At 38.5% G+C, this 21,269-nt stretch carries 22 protein-coding genes; 20 read left to right on the forward strand and 2 right to left on the reverse strand.

Annotated features, from left to right (window positions below; all coding sequences use genetic code 11):
* Positions 1–171 precede the first annotated feature (171 nt).
* Complete coding sequence (locus IC619_RS04970; RefSeq protein ID WP_191139186.1) at positions 172–885, forward strand: serine/threonine protein kinase; 714 nt, start codon at positions 172–174, stop codon at positions 883–885.
* The gene (locus tag IC619_RS04975; RefSeq protein ID WP_191139185.1) at positions 866–1,303 is read left to right on the forward strand and encodes a CoA-binding protein; all 438 of its coding nucleotides are present in this window, start codon (positions 866–868) and stop codon (positions 1,301–1,303) included. The genes IC619_RS04970 and IC619_RS04975 overlap by 20 nt, the downstream gene beginning before the upstream one ends.
* Before the next feature lie 64 nt (positions 1,304–1,367).
* Here the strand turns inward: IC619_RS04975 and IC619_RS04980 are convergent, their stop codons facing one another.
* Entirely contained in the window at positions 1,368–1,838 is a 471-nt protein-coding gene (locus IC619_RS04980) for an acyl-CoA thioesterase (RefSeq protein ID WP_191139184.1), read from the reverse strand.
* A gap of 256 nt (positions 1,839–2,094) precedes the next feature.
* On the opposite strand from IC619_RS04980, the gene IC619_RS04985 reads away from it, so the two are divergent.
* From IC619_RS04985 to IC619_RS05020, 8 genes are all read left to right on the forward strand, one after another.
* Positions 2,095–2,604, forward strand: coding sequence for a DUF3907 family protein (locus IC619_RS04985; RefSeq protein ID WP_224749468.1), 510 nt, complete (start codon positions 2,095–2,097; stop codon positions 2,602–2,604).
* A 157-nt stretch (positions 2,605–2,761) separates the two neighbouring features.
* Positions 2,762–3,502: a tetratricopeptide repeat protein gene (locus tag IC619_RS04990; protein ID WP_191139183.1), complete on the forward strand. Its 741-nt coding sequence runs from the start codon at positions 2,762–2,764 to the stop codon at positions 3,500–3,502.
* Positions 3,503–3,749: 247 nt separating this feature from the next.
* Positions 3,750–4,142 carry a DUF309 domain-containing protein gene (locus IC619_RS04995; protein WP_191139182.1) on the forward strand — a complete coding sequence of 131 codons (393 nt, stop codon included), beginning with the start codon at positions 3,750–3,752 and terminating at the stop codon, positions 4,140–4,142.
* Positions 4,143–4,233: 91 nt separating this feature from the next.
* Positions 4,234–4,803, forward strand: a complete 570-nt coding sequence (locus IC619_RS05000; RefSeq protein WP_191139181.1) for a hypothetical protein — start codon at positions 4,234–4,236, stop codon at positions 4,801–4,803.
* 1,046 nt (positions 4,804–5,849) lie between these two features.
* Positions 5,850–6,140: a hypothetical protein gene (locus IC619_RS05005; RefSeq protein ID WP_191139180.1), complete on the forward strand. Its 291-nt coding sequence runs from the start codon at positions 5,850–5,852 to the stop codon at positions 6,138–6,140.
* Positions 6,141–6,259: 119 nt separating this feature from the next.
* A complete protein-coding gene (locus IC619_RS05010; protein WP_191139179.1) occupies positions 6,260–6,946 on the forward strand; it encodes a response regulator transcription factor in 687 nt (228 codons plus the stop codon).
* Positions 6,946–8,349 (forward strand): sensor histidine kinase, encoded by a 1,404-nt coding sequence (locus IC619_RS05015; protein WP_191139178.1) that lies wholly within the window; start codon positions 6,946–6,948, stop codon positions 8,347–8,349. The genes IC619_RS05010 and IC619_RS05015 overlap by 1 nt, the downstream gene beginning before the upstream one ends.
* 108 nt (positions 8,350–8,457) lie before the next feature.
* Complete coding sequence (locus IC619_RS05020) at positions 8,458–9,144, forward strand: hypothetical protein (RefSeq protein ID WP_191139177.1); 687 nt, start codon at positions 8,458–8,460, stop codon at positions 9,142–9,144.
* 343 nt (positions 9,145–9,487) lie between these two features.
* Here IC619_RS05020 and IC619_RS05025 read toward each other — a convergent pair whose 3' ends face one another.
* Complete coding sequence (locus IC619_RS05025; protein ID WP_430624100.1) at positions 9,488–10,546, reverse strand: isocitrate/isopropylmalate family dehydrogenase; 1,059 nt, start codon at positions 10,544–10,546, stop codon at positions 9,488–9,490.
* Positions 10,547–10,729: 183 nt separating this feature from the next.
* Here IC619_RS05025 and nagZ point away from each other — a divergent pair, with 183 nt between their 5' ends.
* The 10 genes from nagZ (at position 10,730) to acsA (ending at position 21,238) form a co-directional block, all read left to right on the forward strand.
* Positions 10,730–12,415, forward strand: coding sequence for a beta-N-acetylhexosaminidase (nagZ, locus tag IC619_RS05030; RefSeq protein WP_191139175.1), 1,686 nt, complete (start codon positions 10,730–10,732; stop codon positions 12,413–12,415).
* An 85-nt stretch (positions 12,416–12,500) separates the two neighbouring features.
* A complete protein-coding gene (locus IC619_RS05035; RefSeq protein WP_191139174.1) occupies positions 12,501–12,926 on the forward strand; it encodes a DUF948 domain-containing protein in 426 nt (141 codons plus the stop codon).
* Complete coding sequence (locus tag IC619_RS05040; protein WP_191139173.1) at positions 12,923–13,312, forward strand: YtxH domain-containing protein; 390 nt, start codon at positions 12,923–12,925, stop codon at positions 13,310–13,312. The genes IC619_RS05035 and IC619_RS05040 overlap by 4 nt, the downstream gene beginning before the upstream one ends.
* A 126-nt stretch (positions 13,313–13,438) precedes the next feature.
* The gene (gene ytxJ, locus IC619_RS05045; RefSeq protein WP_191139172.1) at positions 13,439–13,792 is read left to right on the forward strand and encodes a bacillithiol system redox-active protein YtxJ; all 354 of its coding nucleotides are present in this window, start codon (positions 13,439–13,441) and stop codon (positions 13,790–13,792) included.
* A 260-nt stretch (positions 13,793–14,052) separates the two neighbouring features.
* Positions 14,053–15,123 carry a bifunctional 3-deoxy-7-phosphoheptulonate synthase/chorismate mutase gene (locus IC619_RS05050; RefSeq protein WP_191139171.1) on the forward strand — a complete coding sequence of 357 codons (1,071 nt, stop codon included), beginning with the start codon at positions 14,053–14,055 and terminating at the stop codon, positions 15,121–15,123.
* Positions 15,124–15,506: 383 nt separating this feature from the next.
* A complete protein-coding gene (locus IC619_RS05055; protein WP_191139170.1) occupies positions 15,507–17,231 on the forward strand; it encodes a hypothetical protein in 1,725 nt (574 codons plus the stop codon).
* Positions 17,232–17,335: 104 nt separating this feature from the next.
* Positions 17,336–18,370, forward strand: a complete 1,035-nt coding sequence (gene ccpA / locus IC619_RS05060) for a catabolite control protein A (RefSeq protein WP_191139169.1) — start codon at positions 17,336–17,338, stop codon at positions 18,368–18,370.
* Between the two features lie 19 nt (positions 18,371–18,389).
* Complete coding sequence (locus IC619_RS05065) at positions 18,390–19,082, forward strand: 5'-methylthioadenosine/adenosylhomocysteine nucleosidase (RefSeq protein WP_191139168.1); 693 nt, start codon at positions 18,390–18,392, stop codon at positions 19,080–19,082.
* Positions 19,083–19,207: 125 nt separating this feature from the next.
* Positions 19,208–19,360, forward strand: coding sequence for a DUF1540 domain-containing protein (locus IC619_RS05070; protein WP_191139167.1), 153 nt, complete (start codon positions 19,208–19,210; stop codon positions 19,358–19,360).
* 159 nt (positions 19,361–19,519) lie between these two features.
* Positions 19,520–21,238 (forward strand): acetate--CoA ligase, encoded by a 1,719-nt coding sequence (acsA, locus tag IC619_RS05075; protein ID WP_191139166.1) that lies wholly within the window; start codon positions 19,520–19,522, stop codon positions 21,236–21,238.
* Positions 21,239–21,269: the final 31 nt, after the last annotated feature.

Genomic DNA, 21,269 nt, shown 5'->3' on the forward strand with positions numbered 1-21,269 from the left:
GCAGATGAATGTACTATTTGATTTAATGCTTGTGTGCTTCTAAGTGTTAAAGTGATTATAATCGAAATTAGGTTGCTTGTAAAGATGTACATACAAAAAAACACACTACTCCTTTCGTATAAAGATTTGTTATGCTATTTGTATCAAGAGCCTACACACAGGGGGAACGAAATGGACTTACATGATATAGAGGAGAAGTTAAAAGAGATTCGCTTTCGCGTAAATCCTAAAAATCAGTTGGTAACCATTCATGCCATTCCAACTGAATTTAATCTGATCGGATTTGGGACAGATGCAGTAGTCGTACAGCCGAATCGTGCAAAGCAACTTGTATATAAATTGTTTGCAAATGAGAATACACAAATCAAAAGAAGAGAAGCAGAAGTGTATCGGAAACTAAAATTATCTCCTTATTTCCCTAAGTTTCACAAAGAAGGCGATAATTATTTAGTCTTAAGTTATGAAGCTGGATTAACCCTTTACCAATGCTTGGAATTAGGTGTTGATATTCCAATTACCTTAATTGAGGATGTGACAGCAGCAATCGATTATGCCAAAAAACAAGGATTAAACCCAAGAGATATTCATTTAAAAAATGTAATACTACAAAATGGTAGAGGGAAAATTATTGATGTATCAGAATACAGTCAAAAAGGGAATGATTATCGCTGGGAGCATCTTGTGGAAGGGTATCATCAATACTATTCGCTGATACGCGGAAAAAAAGTGCCTAAATGGTTAATAGAACGGGTAAAGAAAAAATATCTGTCCATCTCAACACATGAGGATGTGCCTCATAAACTGTTTGAAAAAATAAGTAGTGTGTGGAGCGGCGTAATCATTCCAAGGGAAAGGAAAGATATAGATGCACAACAATCCAAATGAGTTAGAAAGAAAAAAAATGCTTGATGAGGCTCGCCATATTGCAGTTGTAGGATTATCAGATAAGCCTGAAAGAACAAGCTATATGATTGCAGAAGCTTTACAAAAAGCAGGTTATCGCATTTTTCCAGTAAACCCTAAACTTACGGACTTTGTACTAGGTGAGAAGCCATATGCTTCTCTGACTGATATTGAGGAGAAAATCGATATTGTAAATGTTTTTCGGCGTAGCGAGACCGTATTTCCAGTAGTAGAAGAGGCTGTAAAAATAGGTGCAAAGGTAGTATGGATGCAACAAGGTGTTCAACATGAAGAGGCAGCAACTTATGGTGAAAATCATGGTCTTACAGTGGTTATGGATCGTTGTATCAAAGTGGATCATGCCATTCTTCTAAAAAAAGGGAAGCAGTATCAAAATTAACTTAGCAATACCATTCCTGTTTATAATATGAAGGGGAGATGATTTGACTGTCTCCCCATTTGTACTATAGCTCAATAAGTTCGTATGTGCGAATAGCATTTCTTACGTCCTCAGAAAACGGCTTACCTTTACCGATGGTAGGATCAATATGTACGATGGTTCCACGTCCGATGGCTGCAATAGTCTTTCTTTGTGGAAGCGTAAGTGCATATTCAATATCCAAGCTGCTTTTGCCAATCCTACTTGTTCGAATACCCAATAATAACTCGTCATCAAAGTGTGCTTGCTGTAAATATTGACATTCGAGGCTAGCCGTAACGATCGTGCCTTCTTTCCCATCCGGATTCATAAGTGAAGTAAGCGAATTTAATTCTTTAAAATAAGCGAGACGGCCATATTCAAAATAACTGAAATAACTGACGTTGTTGATATGTCCAATCATATCCGTATCAGAAAACCGTACTTGAATAGGGGTATAAAAGCGAAACTGTGTGATCCACTCTTCTAATTGGAGTGGTGGCCATTGTGATGACATATGTAACCTCCAGTTATTGTATCTAGATTAACTTTTATCTATGCGAAACTATACCTAGTATAACATTTTTTCGCAAAACACATCGAGGCTTCCTCACTTACAGAAATGGGAATCTGAGCCGACCTCAAAGGACAAAAGGAAAAAGGGGAAAATCGATACACTTGAGATAAAATCCCTTTTTTTAAGCTGTGTAATTGTGTAATGTGTTATACTAATTTGAGAGAAAAGGAATGAAATCAAAGGGGGCAATTTAATTATGCCTGCGGAAGATACAAAACAGTTGTGCTGTACTGTAAAAGAAAATATGAAGAAAATTAATACACTACTTGAAAATTTCCTGAATGAATATTCAGTGAAACATATTTTAGATCATTCAGTAGATGGAGATTGTAATAATGAAGCATATATTCGTCAGTTTCTATCTGACTTAAGGCACTTAAGTGTAGCGTGTGAACTTGGCTATGAGCGAGTGAGCTTAGTGCTTAGGCGAGCGCACTTTAATCCCGAATTTGCCGATAAGGTGTTAAGCGAAATTATGCATACGAGCATATACAAATTCTACTACCCCAAAAATGAGGTTTATGAAGAAGATGGTCGGTATTCATATACCAGCTTTGATGCCATTAAATTTAGAGAGACACCGCCTAAACCCTTAAGGGAATTGATCATACAGCTGTCCAAAATTTTTGAGGTATTACGTGATGAGCTGGACTACTATGAAACCGATTATATTACGCGAACAACAATGCGAAACATGAATCCTTAAGATACAAAATCAGGCATTTTAATTAATCGAAATAAAGAAGTAATTTTTTTTCCGCGACTTAGCCAAGCTGATCATGCGATCGGATATGGAAAAGAAGCTATACTGTTCATGACTAACACGCTTATCGATTAGATTTTGATGCTGAGGGGGTATATGGATGGACCATTTGATTTTAGATATATATTCTGAATCTACAACGGAAAAAAAATTTGTAAGGTCAAGTAGTTATAAGAGACGCAGAAATCGCATTGAACGTTTAATACAAAAAGACCCTAAGATCGATCACTTTTTAATGCTTGCACAACTAGAAATTCGCAAACAACAACATACTGAGGCATTAGAGGTGCTAGAATCTGCTCTTCAAATCGATCCTCATTATGAACCGATATTGGTACTTTATGCCCAGTTGTTAGCTTGGAATGAGGATGAAAAAGCAGAACAAGTTTATCAGAAGTTGTTAACCCTTCAGACTAATCGTAGCGAAATATACCGAGAGTATGCAAGATATTTGATAGAACGGGAAGGAACAGTCAACCAAATTCAGCAATTATTATTTAAAAGTCTTGAATTAAAACCTCAGGATGCGGTTTCTCATATTTTACTGGCAGAGCTGTTCTTGAGAGAAGGAAGATCTAGCCAAGCACTTTTGCATCTAGGCTTAGCCAAACAATATCGCATTCACCATTCGGTTTATTTTGTTAAAATCGCTCACATTTATAGAATGCTAGGTGTACACGATGAAGTAAGAAATCATTTACGCATGGCGATTCAAAAAGATCCTAAGAATAAAAAAATACGCAACATAGCAATGCAAATTTTAGGAGAAGAAGAACAATTTAAGCGCCATTCGATATGGAAGCTTTGGAAGAATGAAAAATCGGATAAAATGTTGAAATGAACATTTATTTGATTGACTTAAAAAGGGAATAAAAATAGATGGAAATGGCGCAGACTAACATCGACAAAATTCGGATTACATGGTAAAATGAGACTTGTAGGCAAGATTGACCTTCTTGCTTACGCTACCATGCTTCTTTTTACTCCTTAATCTTGACCCTCTTTAATGTGACCAGGGACTGAAGCCTGGTCTTTTCTTTTTTTCTTGATGAATATGAAATTGAAGAAAGTAAAGGGATGTGTTGGCTTTGTCTCAAAACTATCACCCGTTATATAAAGCTTTTTTTGAAAATTACCATGCTGAAAAGTATTGGGATGCGCATGAAGTGTTGGAGGAGCTCTGGCAAACACAAAGAGAGAATGATTTTTATCATGGACTGATTCAAATTGCAGCGATTATGCATCAACTTCGCCGCGGAAAAGTTCGCGGGGCACGTAAGCTAGCAGAAAGTGCAAAACGTTATTTAAAATCTTATGCTCCGGTGACAGAGGGTGTAAATGTTAGCCGAATACTCTTGTGGTTAGATGATTGTTTGCTTCGATTGCCTCATCATGTTGAACGGATGGAATTAATAGAGCTAGATCAATTAAATATACACATTTGTGATTTGCCACATATACATGCACAAAATCCAGAATAAACCGGTCGTTCTTGCGCTCGGTTTTTTTATTTCTAACATAAATAGTAAAGTCTTTTTTGACATATATATGGAGAAAGGATGGTGATGAAGAATGAAAGGAAGACGGTGGACTGATGATGAAGATTATGTTTTGAAGGATAAAGTATTACGATACATTCGTTCTGGTAAATCACAACTTGATGCATTTGAAGAAGTAGGTAAACAACTTAATCGCACTCCGGGAGCATGTGGATTTCGATGGAACGCAGTTTTGCGGGAGAAATATTTAAAAGCATATCATGAGGCAAAAAAGACACGTGTACGTGTGCAATTAGAGCGAGATAAAAGTCAAAAAATTAAATCGATAACCGAAGCCATACATCACTTAAAGCAGTATGAATTAGAACGTCACACTTTAATCACCAATATTGAAGATTTATCAAAAAAAATCGAAGATGTAGAGCAAGAACGCCAACAATTACTGTTGGAAAAACAAGCACTTTCAGGTGGAAAAAAACAACTGAAATGGCAACAAGAAGGTGAGATCCAACCTTATCAAAATCTCCTCAAGTTATTGGAGTGGTTAAAAAAGATGGAGGATAAAAGCGAAAATCAAGAACAAAGAAATATAAAATTGGCAGTTTCAGCTGAAACGATTGATAAGGATAGACAAAAATATTAACAAATTGTGGTGTTATCGGTGTACGCTCCATCGTTTAAATCATGGGACATCAATAAATGAGAAGCCTGAGCTACAGGCTTCTCATTCTGATTCATTCGACTATTTAGCAACCACCGCCATAATATCCCCAGCCGCAAGCGAAAACGAAGATAACTGGGATTACTAGTAAGAAGATGAGTAGCTGTCTCCAGCCGAAGCCTCCATAACCTCCCATTTTTCAACCTCCTTTCTTTAAATTTATTTTTTTAGAAGGATTAACATCCTCCCTTATATCCCCAACCACAAGCGAAGACGAAGATTACAGGGATAATTAATAGAAAGATGAGCAATTGTCTCCAACCGAATCCATAACCATAACCATTACCCATTAGAATGATCCTCCTTTCATCATCTCATGATGTCCCGTTTAGCAACCACCGCCGGCGTAGCCCCAACCACAAGCAAAGACAAAGATTGTTGCGACTACAAGTAGATAGATGAGCAGCTGTCTCCAACCGAAGAAACCATAAGCTCCGCCCATAAATATCCCCCTTATCAAATAATTTAGTATCTGCACTATTGCACGCATCCAGATGTTTACTCGCCAAAATGATTGTTAAATCCTAGCTGATGAGGAGTTTTAGCACGTAGCAAAATACTGAAGATTGATGAGTAGCAACTCACGCAGACCTACTTGACCTGATGCTAAACTGGATGTTGAAATCTGAGTTTATTTGAGTTGTGTATTACTTAAGAGAATTATTGGCAGAATCTAATCAGTCCCACTTCTGTTTTGTCATCCAGCTTGCTCTACATTATGCCTCAAATGTACTTGAGGTACAGGCGCACGCCCTAAATCCCAAAATTAGACGATGAACTAGCAGAGAGGAAAGGATGAATGAGTGAATGGATAGAGAACATTCTTCATCTTGGGGCGACCAACATGCTTGGTTACAAATAAAGTATGTTGTGTTTTTAATTTAGTTCATTGTTATCTAGATCAGTGCCCAAGCAAAGTAGTGTAATTATTCATATGTTAGGGAGAGAAAAGCAAAGGAGGTTCGTTTATGAATGAAAATTTATCTATGAAAGATCTTACCCAAATGATTAATGGGATTATGGGCCAAAAAGTCCTCTCTGAACAACAATTAGAACGTATCATGGATGGTGCTAAATTAGCACATCAAAAAGGTGGTATGCCATCCGTTTTAGAATATTTAATGAAAGTGACGCAGGCTGATGTTGATATGAAAGATTTAAAGAAATTTGCAGATGATGTTCAGCACAATCCGAATATGGGGATGGATATTTTAAAGGGGAATAAAAACATCAAACCGAATAAAAGAAAAAAACGGTAGGACTATACCTACCGTTTTTTATTTGGCATAGCACTCGTGAAGACACGAGATGAATGATGAAGATTTGTTTACCTATGATAAAATAGGTAAACAAATCTGGCAGAGCGGGGGAATGAAAATTGAGGTTACTTATTGCTGAAGATGATACGAGTGTATGTGAAATGTTAGATTTATTCATGAGAAAAGAAGGATATCAGGTTAGCTTTGTACATGATGGACAAGCTGCGCTTGATCATTGGAATAATCAAGATTTCGACCTCATTATTTTGGACTGGATGCTCCCCAAAATGGATGGTGTAAGGGTTTGTCAAATCATTAGACAATCGTCAGATGTTCCGATTATCCTCTTAACAGCTCGAACTGGGGAATCTGATCAGGTGTTAGGATTAGAGCTCGGAGCGGATGATTATGTCACAAAGCCATTTAGTCCACTTGCCCTTATTGCGCGTATTAAAGCAATCCTAAGACGTTCTCAACGTGAGCAGACATCTCTCACGGAGCATAAATTGAAATCAAAATATTTTTTAGTTAATGAGGAAATGCGTGAAATCCTCTATGATGGCGAAGTCATAGAGGATTTGACCCCTAAAGAGTTCGAGTTACTAAAACTTTTTATTCAGCACCCTAAACGCGTGTTCTCTAGAGAAGAGCTGTTATCTCGTGTATGGAACTACGACTTCTATGGAGATGAGAGAACGGTTGACGCGCACATTAAGCGATTACGAAAGAAAATTATCCGAGATCATCATCAATGGATTCAAACTGTCTGGGGTGTAGGCTATAAATTTGTAGAGGATGAAGACTAATGACGCTTTTTCGCAGAATGTTTTTAGGTCACGTCACAGTCCTCATAGTGGCTATTTTTTTAATCTCGACACTCCTTAATTACAATGTGGAACGCATTTTAATGAACGAGGATCAGCGCAAGGTCTCGTTAGGGATGAATCGACTAGTGAGCAAAGCTGAAAGAAGAGCAGGAAATAGAGGGGCCATACGTATAGAGAAACTAAAAGAGCTTGAGTATGGCTTACAAGTGGATGGGATTTACCTCATCATTTTAGATCCAGATAAAAATCCCTTATATTACGATGAGAATTCAATATCAAATAACGAAGTGCGTGAAGTGATCGATCAGATTCGAAAAAATGAAGACAGCCATAGTTTGAATCAAAAATTACAAGGTGAAAATTTTCAATCTCAGCCCCTTCTATTAGAAGAAGGTATGGGAAATTTAATCCTATATCTTCCTAATGGTAGAAATCAACAAGTAATGTCAGAAATGCGGTACGCTTTGTTCGTAGGTGCTATGATTGCCCTTCTGGTATCTGTCATGATCAGTTTTTGGTTATCTAAAAGATTATCAGTTCGTATAAAAAGCTTGCGTGATGGGACAAAAAGTATTAAATACGGCAACTATGATGTAAGAATTCCGACATTGGATGAAAACGATGAAATCAAAGAACTTGCAGAAGACTTTAATGAGATGGCCAACCAACTTGCATTAACGCAGCAAGAATTACAAGCCTTTGAACAGAGTAGAAGTCAGTTTTTATTAGATATTTCACATGAACTTAGAACCCCACTCACTTCGATACGGGGATGGTTGGAGGCGCTAAGAAAGGGATATGTAGAAAAAGAAGAGCAGTCCCGTGTATTTGCCAATATGGAAAAAGAGACTTTACGCCTAACAAGATTGATTCAAGAGTTGATGGATCTTGAAAAAATAAGATCGGGAAAAATGGAACTAAATAAGCAATTGTATCATGTGGATCAACTCTTTTCGCTTGTACATGATCAGTTATACTGGATGGCAGAAGATAAGGGGCTGAAAATTAAGCTTGAATTGCCCACTGGAGAGCAAACAGCGATTTTCGGAGATTACGATCGTATCTTACAAATATTAGTTAACTTAACGCGTAATGCCATCCAATTTACCGAACAAGGAAGGGTTACATTGAGAGCGGAGCAAAGAGAAACAGAGACGATTGTATCTATTTGTGATACAGGTCAAGGCATGTCGAAAGAAGAGCAAAAAAAGATTTGGGAGCGCTTTTTTAAAGTAGACCCATCACGGGTACGTAAAGGTGGAGAAACGGGTCTTGGACTAGCTATTGTCAAGCAACTTGTGGAAGCACACGGCGGTAAAATATTTGTTCAAAGCGAAAAAGAAAGCGGCAGTTGTTTTATATTTGTCTTACCAATGTCTTAAAGGTTACCGATGTGTGTCATTTAAAAGTCATAATTGGTGACTAAGATAGAAGCATATCAAACAAAAAGGATGTGCTTTAGATGTTATCCATGAAAAGCTGGAATTGGATTGGCAACAGTAGGCTTAGGTACAGCTTCTATGACATTTGCAGACTCCACGATACAAACAGAACAAAAAAGTAGCGATCATAGAAGCAAACACCTTGAAAAGAAAGAGGAGAAAATGTCTGAAACCATTACAAAAGTTGCTTCCTATTTGAATAAAAGTGAAGAAGAACTGAAGCGTATGATTGAAAAAGATAAAACTTCATCCCGTGCGTTAGCACTGTCAGCCATTCTTTCAAAGAAATCTGGGGAATCATTAGAGGATATGATGACAAACGTACAGGAGCTGAAGGGTAAAAAAGAACGAAAAGAACTTGTTGAAAGCTATGGCATTTCAGATGAAGAATTAAAAACTGAGATGTTTAAAGTACACCCTGTATCGGAAGTGGCCTTGAAAAATGTCGCCACTTATATGGGAATCACTGAAGAAGAAGCAAAAAATCTTGTGACTAAGCAGAAAGTATCTATACGTCAATTAGCCTTAGCAGACATTATTTCCAAGAAGTCGGGTCAGTCGCTCGATCAGGTATTTACTAAAATGGAAGAGCTGAAAGGTCAAAAAGAACGTAAAAAAGCCTTGCTTGAAAGCTATCAACTTGACGCCAACGAAATTGAGGAAGAAATGAAAAAGGCATTACCTCACGCAAAAAGAAAAAAGCATGGCGAGAAACGCGGGGAGAAGCATAAGTGAACGACTCACCACTAAAAGCATAGCATCCTACACCCATCCACGAAGGCACATTCCATGATTCGCTACACAGGCATCATTTTACGGTCGGACTGTTTCTTCCAACCAACCCAATAGGATTCAGTTATTAAAGATCACTCGTTTTTAGTGTTTTCGCACTATGGGACTTATCATAGCAGATTTTGTTGCTCTAAGCACCTCAAAAAAACAGGAGGTATCGAGCAACGCTCACTTTCATCTATCCCATTGAAATGGGAAGGATTCTCGTTCGCAAATCCTAAATTAAAGTAAGCGTGCGCATCATTAATGATGCGCACGCTTTTTAATTGGTGGTTAACAAGCGGAATCAAAAACCTTGTAAGGTATTCCAAACTTCCAATTTGGTTTGAACTTTATTAATGACTTCATTGGTAAACTCAGTAGTGGTTGCATTACCTGTTAGATCAGAAGTGCGAATTCCGTCACGAACAGTTTCGATTACAGCTTCATAAATGGCTCGTGATGCTGCAGTTGCTTTACTATCGTTAAAGTATGTTAAAAGTGATGCTGACGCAAGGATCATGGCCATTGGGTTGGCTACATTTTTTCCAAATAAGGATGGAGCGGTACCATGAGGTGCTTCAGCCATCACGACCTGGGGATTAAAATCTTCATCAAAGCCCATGAGAATCGATTCAGAACCAGCAATAGAGCCAAATAATTGTAAAACAAGGTCACTAAGGCAGTCTCCATCACGATTTAGAGCTGGAATAACCATCGGATCTCCAGCATTACTAATTAATAATGCATATGTGGCATCGATTAACTGCGGTTCATAGCGTACTTCTGGGTAACGTTTACTAGCGGCGTCCATTTCTTCTTTTAACATCCCCTCATACACAGGACTTACTGTATACTTAGGGCCACCAAAGACTTTTGCGTTGGTTTTTTTAGCATGACGGAAAGTAAACTCGGCTACAGCACGACATGTTTTACGGTCGATCTTTTCTGTACGATAAGCATACTCTTCTAAACCATCACCTTCACGCCATTCTTCTGCACCGTATGCATCCCCCGTAGCCATACGAATAACAGAAATAGGTGCATTTGTACCTGCTACAGGACGCACGCCTGGGATTCGACGTCCTGTGCGAATAATGACTTTACCATCGATTTCTTTTCGTAGGATGGCGTTGGGGCTTCCGACATCCCCTTGTTCTTCTGGTGTAACGGTTGCTGCTTTTAATCCAAAGCCTGTACGTGTCATCGCTTGGGCAGCCTCATGTACCACTTGATTATCTGTTTTTCTACGATTTTCTAAGCTTAGGTCATAGGTTAAAAAATCAATTTCAAACCCAATGACGTTTGGGTCTAGTACACGTAGGGCTTCATCTAGCAACTCCTGACCTGTTTGATCACCTTTCATTACTACAACTGATTTGATGCTCAACAATCTCACCTCTGTCTATATTTGCGTCCTTGTCTATTATACTCTGCATAAACCGTAGTTACTAGACGAAGATAAGTAAGACAAATTTTGATCATTTTCCGAAAAATGATTCATTGCCGGATTATATGGGTTAAAATGGGTAAAAGGAGTTGTGGAAGGGTGAAAAAAAGAAATATAGGCTTACGGGCTACATATCTAGTAGTCACTATTATCATACTTATTTCTCAGACCTACTGTAGTCAGCAACAGCAAAGCCAAACTAGAATCGAACCAGATACGACACAAGAGCGAAGAGAGATGCTATCTTTAGACGAAAAGATTGGGCAAATGTTATTAGTCGGATTTCAGGAGGAGGACGGTGTACCTTCTACCCAATTTAATGCACATGCCGAGCGCTTAATCGAAGAATTACATGTAGGCGGTATTCTCTTATTCGGGCGTAATGTTGATGAACCGATGCAAATCGCTCAATTGACAAACAAACTTCAAGATAAAGCTAAGATTCCACTCTTCATTGCGACTGACCAAGAAGGAGGAAAAGTAGCGCGCATTCAAAAAGGCATAACAACTTTCCCAGGAAATATGGCGATTGGTGCAACTGGTGACCCTCAATTAGCTGCTTTAGCTGGAAAGGGAATGGGGGCTGAATTACAGGAAATAGGAATTAATTTGACATTGGCACCGTCAGTTGATATTAATAATAATCCTAAAAACCCCATAATCGGTGTGCGTTCTTTTGGAGAGCGTGCAACTCATACTGCTGAAATGGCAGATGAAATGATAGCCGGATTTCATGAAAGCAATATATTAACTGCAATTAAACACTTTCCTGGTCATGGAGATACAGACGTCGACTCGCATATTGATCTGCCTCAAATTAATCATTCGCTTGAACATCTGATGCAAAATGAGTTAATCCCCTATCAAAAGTTGATCGAGCAAAATCAAGTAGATATGATTATGAGCACACATATTACATTCTCTCAAATCGAGCAATCTAAAAAATTACCTGCAACGCTCTCACCTGCCATTCTCACTGACTTATTACGAAAAAAGATGGGTTATAATGGGGTTGTGGTAACAGATGATATGGAGATGGGGGCGATCGTAAAAAATTTTGGAGTTGAGGAAGCGGTTGTTAAAGCGGTTGAAGCAGGTGCTGATATCATTCTTATCGGACACAGTTGGGAGCACCAACAGAAAGCGGTGAAAGCGCTGAAGCAGGCTGTAGACAGTGGTCGTATCTCAGAAGAACGGATTGATTTGTCAGTAAAACGGATTCTGGATTTAAAAGCGAAATCATTAAATAGTCGTTCAATTGATCACCAAAAACGCCAGATTGATGTAGAGCGAGTAGCCACTCGATTGCCATTAACCGCATCTCAAAAGTATGCGCAAAAGATCGCAGAAAATTCCATTACGGTGGTGCAGGATCGACAGAAAGTGTTACCAGTTGAGAAAGATCATGATGTTACTTTTTTCACCATGAAGAACGAACAAACTTGGAATACTGTGCTTGCAGCAAGTGGGGTACAAAATAAGGTCCATTTAATTGACAAAAATTTTGTTGTGCCAACTTCGCTGAAATCAAATACGGTGGTAATTGGAACTTATCAATTGGATGCGAATGAAAAGATAACAAACTGGATTCAACAGTTAGTAAAACATAAAAAAAGAGTGATTGTTTTAGGTTTAGATACACCGTATGAGCAATCCTATCTACCTGAAGAGGTGACTTACATCGCATTATACAGTACTACAAAAGTATCACTTGAAGCCGGCTTGAGGGTTGTTTGGGGGGATTTAAAAGCGAAAGGAAAACTTCCAGTAACCCTTGATCAGTGAATTTTTTTGAATTTGGAAGAATATCTAATCATTGTTTTTTATTCGCTGTGAGTGGGTAATAAGTAGTTAGAGGAGGAGTATAAATATGATTATTGAAATAAGTATTGCGGTTATTGCATTTGCAGTTGTCATATTTGTTATCTTTGCCATTAGATCTCTTATATCCGTAAATAAGACCTTGGAGAGTGTAGACAAAACATTAAATGACTTAAAGGGAAAAGCTGAAGCGGCGGTAGAAGAATCAACGCACACATTAGCAGAAACACGGATGTTAGTAGAAGATATTCGGCAAAAGTCAAAGCAGACAGATCAGATTTTTCATTCTGTTTCCGAAGTAGGAGAGACGATTCAAGGCGTTTCCACAAGCATTTCTAAAAATGCCGAATTACATAAGGATCGTCTAGCTAATGTGATCGCGTTAGTTGGAGCGGGTCTTGATCTTACTCAAAAATGGAGGAAAGATAGGCATACACAGGGGAAACAAACTGCAAACGGGAGGAATTTAAAATGAGTAGAAAACCAGATGCTTTGAAAGCGAAAGATTTTATAGCCGGTGCGGTTATCGGCGGGGTTCTGGGTGCTGCTCTCGCATTGCTTACTACACCAAAAAGTGGTCGTGAAATGCGAGAAGAATTAAATGAGAAGTGGGACGTTGCCAAAGATAAAGGGCTTAAAGTTTATCATCAAGTGAAAGAACAAGCAGATGAGGTAAAAGAGCAAGTACAAGATAAAAAGATCGTTTCAAGTGGTTGGATGGATCTTCCTACATCAAAGAAAGAACCAGAACAACAGGATGAAGTTCAGGCGCACACAGAAACCGCATCAAGTGAACCGGAAATAAAAATGGAACCCACATCAAGTGAACCGGAAATAAAAACGGAGACTAAACGCGTGTGATCTTTTAAAGTAAGAGGGTGGGAGATGACTCCCACCCTCTTATCCATCTATTTTTACGCGTAGGATGAATGATTCCCCTGATTATGCTCAGCGAGTGGCTCATGTATCAAATGAGGAGGATTAAAATTGAATAAGACATTGCGGCTTGAAGATCAAGAGCAACTTGAACAAATTTTACAGCGTTCTGAAGAAAACCATATACTTCTTTTTAAACATAGTACCAGATGCCCAATAAGTGAAAGAGCATATGGACAGCTCAATCAATTTATACAGAGGGAAGAAGCCAAGCAGGTAGAAGTTGCACTTGTCTATGTCGTAGAGGATCGTGCTCTTTCTAATGAAATTGCAAGTAGGTTTGAAGTGAAGCATGAATCGCCACAAGCTCTTCTTATACACAAAAATGATGTCATATGGCATACTTCACATGGTAATATTACAGATGAAAACTTGGCAAATGTAGTTAAGAAAATGATTGGATAAGAGTTGATACAGTAGATATGTTAGATCATTTTAGTCGTATGAGGAAGTTTATTGTGCCTCTATTTAGCCTCAAGGAGGGGATCTCAACGCACAATAGACTTCCTTATTTTGGATGATGCATATTGGTTTGTGCCGAAAAGTGCTACACTTAAGCAATATACTAGTTGTTTAAATTTTCACGCAACGAAAAGTAGATGACAAACCCTTCTTTTTTCGATATAATTACCAAAATCTTAGTGGAGTTGAGAGGAGCTAGAAGGGTGAGTAATCGACCATTAGAAGAATTACGTACTCAGTTAGATGAGATCAATATGGAATTGTTACATTTGTTAAGTAAAAGAGCATCATTGGTACAAGAAATTGGAGAGGTAAAGAAAAGGCAAGGCGTAAATAAATTTGACCCCGAACGTGAAAAAAAGATGTTAGATCAATTAGTGGCGCAGAATCAAGGGCCATTTGACAACCATACCGTTCGCTATTTATTTAAACAAATCTTTAAAGCATCTTTAGATCTTCAGATAGATGATCAGAAAAAAGATTTACTGGTAAGTCGTAAAAAGCAAGCAACAGATACAATGATTCAACTGGGAACGACAAAGGTAGGAAATGGAACGCCTCAAATTATTGCGGGACCTTGTTCGGTTGAAAGTGAAGAACAAGTTTTTGCTGTAGCGAAAGTACTTAAAGAACAAGGTGTTTCGATCATGAGAGGTGGTGCATTTAAGCCACGCACATCACCATATGATTTCCAGGGCTTAGGGGTAGAAGGCTTAAAGATTTTACGAAAAGCAGCGGATCATTATGACTTACAAGTAATTAGTGAAGTTGTAAGTCCCAGTGATATTGAGATGGCGACTGAATTTGTAGATGTAATTCAAATTGGAGCTCGTAACATGCAAAACTTTGAATTGTTGAAGGCTGCTGGAACGGTTAACACTCCTATATTGTTAAAACGTGGATTGGCAGCCACGATAGAAGAGTTTTTATTTGCAGCAGAATATATCGTGAGCAATGGTAATGCCAATGTGATGTTATGCGAACGGGGAATACGTACGTATGAGAAATGGACTCGTAACACACTTGATATTTCGGCTGTTCCAATCTTAAAAAATGAAAGTCATTTACCTGTATTTGTAGATGTCACACATTCTACAGGAAGAAGAGACATTCTACTTCCATGTGCAAAGGCTGCGCTTGCTGCAGGAGCAGATGGCGTGATGCTCGAAGTTCATCCTAATCCTTCGGTGGCATTGTCAGATGCCAAGCAACAATTAGACATTCCATCTTTTGAAGCTTTTATGGCAGGAATAAAGCAGTCTATAGACGCTTAACGATAAAAAATACAGTGGTTTTTAGCTATGTTAAAAAAGTGGACAGCAAAAGTCTGTCCGCTTTTTTGCTATACAATGATTCATTTTGTGCTACACTTTACATAACAAAAGATACCAATAAAACCAGTGGTACTAGCTGATTGTAATGAGATGAGATGAAATGAAATCTATTTCGGCTGGAATGTCTACAAGTGTCACTTCTTTGTCAGGCCAGCGTACATGGTAAACGAAATCACACATTCACGCTATACCACAAATGACTTGTATGTTGAAGCCTCTGTACGATACGTATTCATCTTTGAGGCAGGTTCAGCCAAGGCTGAAACGTGTTCACAATACATACATGAACGATATGGGATATGAGCATGGAGGAGGAGATATGAGTGAATATAAGGAGTATATTGGAAGAAGCTTCAGCAAATCTATTAACACCACATGAGCTGTATCATTATTTTTCCAAACATGTACCGAAAATATTTGTATTATATCAAGTGTTAAATGGAAACAAAAAACCATTTCTAGCGAGAGGAAATGGCCCACACAGTAAGTATGTAATGGGTTTCACAGATATAGAAGCTGCGCGACAGGTAAGCGTAGCCCATCCTTCATATGTAAAGATGTATGAGGAGCCTATGTTACCGTATTTAATCAAAGCTTATCGTTCAGAAGCTGATGGCATTGTTTTAAACGCTGGTTTACCGTCGCGGTTATTTATCATGAAAAAACATCTTCTTATGCTCATCCAAGTTTACGCCGTGCAGCAACTTGCTCATTCATTTGGAGCATATGTACCTTGTCAGAATGAAAATATGTTACTTGGTGAGTATACTAATGGAAAGTATAGTGTCGCGATTTATTTGACAGAATCGGATGCCCAGTTTATCACACAAAAAACAGGTGGAAAAGTTCAGTTGAAATCTTGGCAAACCATTCAAGAGCGTTGTCTTCAATTAGAGGCTGACGGTCCTTTCTTGCACTATGGGTTACCAGAACAAGCCATGTTGCAGATCGAGCAAATGAAAACAATAATGAATGGGACTCATCAAGGGTATACGGTGGGCACTGCATCAGAAAGAAATTTTATAGTTATTAAAGACACAAATCAACATGTGAAAAAGTCAGAGACCTCACACGATAGTGAAAATCGTCTGCTTTTACAAGAGGATCACTCGGTTCAAGAAATTCAGCGTGTAGAAAAATCGAACCCAAAAGAAGAGATGGTCACTACAGCTGAAAAAGATATTGTACAGCAAACGGCAGTTACAGCTGAAAAAGATATTGTACAGCAAACGGCAGTTACAGCTGAAAAAGATATCGCACAGCAAACGGACGTTACAGCTGAAAAAGATATCGCACAGCAAACGGACGTTACAGCTGAAAAAGATATCGTACAGCAAACGGCAGTTACAACTGAAAAAGATATCGTACAGCAAACAGAAGCTTCAACTGAAAAAGATATCGTACAACAAACAGAAGCTTCAGCTGAAAAAGATATCGCACAGCAAACGGCAGTTACAGCTGAAGAAGAAATCGTACAACGCTCATCTGCAAATCGTGATGTAATACCACAATCCGATTCGATTAAGCACGGTACATCGCTGATTGACTCGGATAGCAATATGGATGTAGATCAGGATGAGAGCAGAAAAAAGAATGATGAGCTTTCTCAGCCAACTAATCACTACGATCATCATCGTGATGAAATAAACCAAAAGCTTCTCATCTTAGAACAAGCCGTTATCGAAGGACAGGGAACTGCAAACGGCTGGGAAATATGCCGGGCTTTAGCAGAATTGAAAAAGATTTGGGTAGTAGTAGATCCAGATCAAAATATGGTGATATTAGCAGGGCAAGATCAAAGTCCGATTGTAGACTTTTTTACTTCAAAAGAGAAAGCGCAGCGTCTAATTGATAATGCGATCGCAAAAAACAGTAGCTTGCCTGAAATGAGCCCAAAGTTAATTACAGCGAAAAAACTGTATCAGGCTTTGGCCCCACGTCAACCGATTGTATGGATTAATCGGGGATCTAATGATGGATGGACCAGTGTAATGGGAGATACTTTACCCTATGTTTTGCAATTAATTTCACAGCTGAAATCTGTCTAAAAGAGCAGAATGAGAATTCTGCTAATGCGCGAACCAATTGTTCCTGTATGATTGGATGGAACAACAAAAGGAATAAAACAATCAAAAATTAGGTGTGATGCATGATGGAAAAAAAAAGTGAAGCCATTACCATATATGATGTTGCTCGTGAAGCTGGGGTTTCTATGGCGACTGTATCACGTGTAGTTAATGGAAATCCAAATGTGAAGCCATCCACCCGTAAAAAAGTTCTAAATACAATTAGAGAATTAGGGTATCGCCCTAATGCGGTTGCGAGAGGGCTAGCAAGTAAAAAAACCACAACAGTAGGTGTTGTGATCCCTGATATATCAAATGCCTTTTATGCTGAATTGACACGAGGTATTGAAGATATTGCTACGATGTATCACTATCATATCATTTTAAGTAATTCTGACCTGAATCAGGAAAAAGAATATCAATTGATTAATGCTTTCTTTGAAAAACAAGTAGATGGTTTATTATTTTTGGGTGGGGAATTGACCAATTTGCATCGTGAGACTTTTTCTGCGAGTACTGTTCCAGTTGTTTTAGCAGCAACTGAGGATGATACGGCTCAGCTCCCATATGTAACCATCAATCAAAAGGAAGCAGCAAAAGAAGCAACACAAGTGCTACTTGAAGAAGGTCATGAGCATATTGCTTTTATTGGTGAAGCTTTATCTGATCCTGTAACTGGATATCCTCGTTATTCAGGTTATAAGGAGGCCTTACTAGAGCAGGGGAAACCCATATCCGAAAAGCGAATTCGTATAGGAGATGGTCGTTATCGTTCTGGATATCAATTAATGACAGAGCTGATAAATGAAAATCCGGATCTTACTGCAGTATTTGCTACCAGTGATGAAATGGCAGTTGGAGCTATACATGCCGTACAAGATCAGGGGAAAAAAGTTCCTACCGATATATCGGTAATCGGGTTTAATAATATTCCTTTGTCATCCCAAGTAAGACCGCTGCTTAGTACAATAAATGTGCCTATGTATGACATTGGAGCAGTAGCAATGAGGCTACTCACAAAGTATATGAATCAGGAACAAGTTGACACGAGTCAAGTATACTTACAACATCATATCGAAATTCGCCAATCGAATCGAGTGATGCTAAAAAAAGAAACCTAGTTGAGATGGAGAGAATAAGATGCCGATTGGAATTATTGGAGCGATGGATGCAGAGATTGTACGTTTGCTAGAAAATATGGATGATGTTAAGCAGATACATATACAGGGGAATACGTATCATCAAGGACAGCTTGCTGAACAAGAGGTTGTATTATGTAAATCCGGTGTAGGAAAAGTGAATGCAGCGATCTGTACACAGCTTTTAATTACACAATTTAAGGCAAAAGAGATTATCTTCACTGGAGTAGCAGGTGCGATTCATGAAGATCTAGATATTGGTGACATTTGTATATCAAGTGAGTGTCAACAGCACGATGTCGATGCGAGTTCGCTAGGTTTTGAAAAAGGAATCATTCCTTATCAGGAAAGCTCTATTTTTAAAGCTGATCCTGAGTTGATTCGTTTGGCTGAAGAAGCAGCAAAATCGATACCAGATGTAAAGGTGCTTACTGGAAAGATCTTATCGGGTGATCAGTTTATTTCTAATGTGAAGACTGTGGAAAATTTGTACCGGGCTTATAATGGGATTTGTGTAGAAATGGAAGGCGCTGCAGTAGGACATGTGTGTTCACTTGCAAACATTCCATTTGTCATTATTCGTTCGATGTCAGATCGAGCAGATCATTCTGCTTCCTTTAACTTTGTGGAGTTTACCAAGCTAGCGGCTGAACGTTCATGTCATATGGTACAACAAATGTTAAAAGAAGCTTAATGCGTAACACTTCGATTGTTATGGAAAAGAATGTATGGAGAGCAAAAGCACGCTTTTATCACATGTAGAGGATTAAATTGTTCATAACTGTACATACTACTTAATAGTCGAAGGGAGGGTTTTAGATGCCAAGTAATGTAAGTTGCGAAGTGGCTAATTGCACATTCAATATGCAAGGTAACCGCTGTGGTGCTGATGAAATCATGGTTATCAGTCATGTTGGAGGTCAAGCACGTGAGCAAAAAGAAACTGATTGTAAAACCTTCCAGCCTAAGTAACCAGATAGAGACCTCACAGATTTTTTGTCTGTGGGGTCTTTAATGGTTATAGAGAGTTGTTGGTGCTTACTAAGATGAAAATTTAGATTAATTATAATTGTGTTATAATAGAGTTGTGTCGCATCATTCTAAATGGATTAGATGATAGGGGTGTACATAATGGATCATTATAATCGCTATAAAGTTCAGACTAAAGATAACCAATTGATGGATTACGAAGAAAAGACGAAAACATTTGATTGGTCGCAGGTAGAAAAATCATTCAGTTGGAATGAAACAGGAAAAGTAAATATTGCATTTGAAGCGATTGATAAGCATTGTGAATCAAATAAAAAAAACAAAATTGCGCTAATGTATAGTGATTCAATACGGAAGGAAGCTTATACTTATCAAGCATTAAAAGAGCATTCCAACCGAATGGGAAATGTTTTTCGTGATATTGGTATACGTAAGGGTGATCGCATTTTTATCTTTATGCCGCGGGTGCCCGAACTATATTTTAGCTTTTTAGGCGCACTTAAGATCGGGGCAATAGTAGGACCCTTATTTGAAGCTTTTATGGAGGAGGCAGTTAAAGATCGACTTGCAGATAGTGAAGCGACCATGCTGATCACTACACCAGAATTATTAAAGCGTGTTCCACTTCATGAACTACCTCATCTTAAACATATCTTACTATATGGAGAGAATATAGAGGTGAAATCAGGTTTTTATGATTTGAATGCAGAATGGCAACAAGCTTCACCACAGCTCAAAATAGAGTGGATGAACTTAGATGATCCAATGCTGATTCATTATACTTCTGGATCCACTGGAAAGCCCAAAGGCGTGCTACATGTACATCGTGCGATGATACAGCAGTATCAAACCGGCAAATGGGTACTTGATCTAAAAGAGGATGATATTTATTGGTGTACAGCGGATCCTGGGTGGGTTACAGGAACGAGTTATGGTATTTTTGCACCATGGCTAAATGGTGTGACAAATGTAATTCGAGGAGGCCGTTTCAGTCCAGAGGATTGGTATAAGACCTTAGAAAAAAATAAGATTTCAGTATGGTATAGTGCACCAACGGCATTTCGGATGTTAATGGCGGCTGGAGAGCAGATTGTAAAGCAATATGATTTATCAACGGTGCGTCATATATTAAGTGTAGGTGAACCATTAAATCCTGAAGTCGTACGGTGGGGGCTGGAGACATATGGAAAACGCATTCACGATAATTGGTGGATGACTGAAACAGGAAGCATCTTAATCGCTAATTATCCGCAGATGGAAATTCGAGCTGGATCTATGGGAAAACCAATACCTGGTATTCATGCTGCCATCATTGATGATGATGGTACAGAACTTCCGCCCTATACCATGGGCAATCTCGCTATTCGTACCCCATGGCCTTCTATGATGCGTCAAATTTGGAAAAATGAAGAAAAATATAAAGCATATTTCCGCATTTCGGGCTGGTATTTATCAGGGGATTCAGCCTATATCGATGATGATGGTTATTTTTGGTTTCAAGGTAGGCTAGATGATGTGATTAATACATCTGGTGAACGTGTGGGACCTTTTGAAGTTGAAAGTAAATTAGTCGAACATCCAGCTGTAGCTGAAGCAGGTGTGATCGGCAAACCGGATCCGATTCGGGGACAAATAATAAAAGCATTCATATCATTAAGACAAGGTTATTTTGAATCAGAAGAACTAAAGGAGGAGATTCAAACCTATATCAAACATGGTTTAGCCGCCCATGCGGTTCCTCGTGAAATCGAATTTAAAGATAAGTTGCCTAAGACGAGAAGCGGAAAAATTATGCGACGGGTTTTAAAGTCATGGGAACTGGGGTTACCTACGGGAGATTTATCAACAATGGAAGATTAAAAAAAGATGCTCTCATTTGTGAGGGCATCTT

Origin of the sequence: Polycladospora coralii (genome assembly GCF_014773435.2) — a bacterium.
In the GTDB taxonomy this organism is placed as follows: domain Bacteria; phylum Bacillota; class Bacilli; order Thermoactinomycetales; family Thermoactinomycetaceae; genus Polycladospora; species Polycladospora coralii.